1 protein-coding gene is annotated in these 1,127 nt (G+C 59.2%); it reads left to right on the top strand.

Annotated elements, in window-relative coordinates:
- On the top strand, positions 1-250 hold a 250-nt coding region (locus DBR18_RS12205; protein WP_108590504.1), incomplete at its 5' end, for a DUF6124 family protein.
- Between the last annotated feature and the right edge of the window lie 877 nt (positions 251-1,127).

Here is a 1,127-nt window from a genome sequence, read left to right as displayed (position 1 = left end):
CACCCTGCGCTTTCACAAACCCAGCACCATGTTCCAGATCGCCCCCGATCAGGACAGCGAAAGCCTGCTGGTCCACGCCTGCGAATCCCTGGCACAGGCCAGCCTCATGACCAGCAACATCGCCGCCTACATCGACCTCCCGCAGCGGCGCACGATCCTGGCCATCCAGCAGATCATCATGCTGGCTGAGCTGGCGGTGAATCGGGTACTGGATAACCACGAAATATCCCAATCTCCAACACACAGCTAACACCGGGGAGCGGGCTTGCTCGCGAAGGTGGTAGCGCATTCAGCGGTCAGAGTGACTGACAGGCCGCTATCGCGAGCAGGCTCGCTCCTACAGTTTTGGGTTGGGGCATTCAGTCAGGAATTGGTTGGGTGGCAGGCCGCCATCGCTGGCAAGCCAGCTCCCACATTGGGACTGAGTGCATTCAGTTAAGGATTGGTCGGCTGGCAGGCCGCTATCGCGAGCAGGCTCGCTCCTACAGTTTTGGGTTGGGGCATTCAGTCAGGGATTGGTTGGGTGGCAGGCCGCCTTCGCTGGCAAGCCAGCTCCCACAAAATCAAAATCAAAATCAAAAGATCGCAGCCTTCGGCAGCTCCTACAGGGAAGATAAGAACAACCCGCACGCGGCGCATGCCGCCCCACTCCAGGATGAGCGCAAGCTCGGCTGCAGCTCTTGATCTTGATCTTGATCCACGGGCGACGTCGGAAGGCTGAGTGGAGGGATTGATCCGGGGGTGGGAGCGTAGCGACCGTTTGGCGAAGCCAAACACAGCGAGAGGAGGTGCAGCGAAGCAAACCGGAGGCGCTGCGCCCGGATCAATCCCGCAGCGAAGGGACCCCGAGCTTTAGCGAGCGGGCCGAACGCAGGAGCAAGCGTTTTTGGTTACTTTTGAGGCGTTTGTCAAAAGTGACCCGCCGTAAGGGCGGAACCGTAATCAGCAACACCCGAAAAAACGGATACACCCCCAGCCCCCCCACAACATGGTCGGCCCAAAGGCCGCCAAGTCAAAAGAAAGCCTGTCAAAACCCTGAACACAAGCAGAAACATCCCCTGCCATTGAAACCACCCCAAGCCTGCCCCATCTAACACCCATACCCCATTGCGCAGGTGCCCCATGAG

It is taken from the genome of Pseudomonas sp. HMWF021 (genome assembly GCF_003061005.1).
Lineage (GTDB): Bacteria > Pseudomonadota > Gammaproteobacteria > Pseudomonadales > Pseudomonadaceae > Aquipseudomonas.
This window is presented reverse-complemented; position numbering and strand designations above follow the sequence as displayed.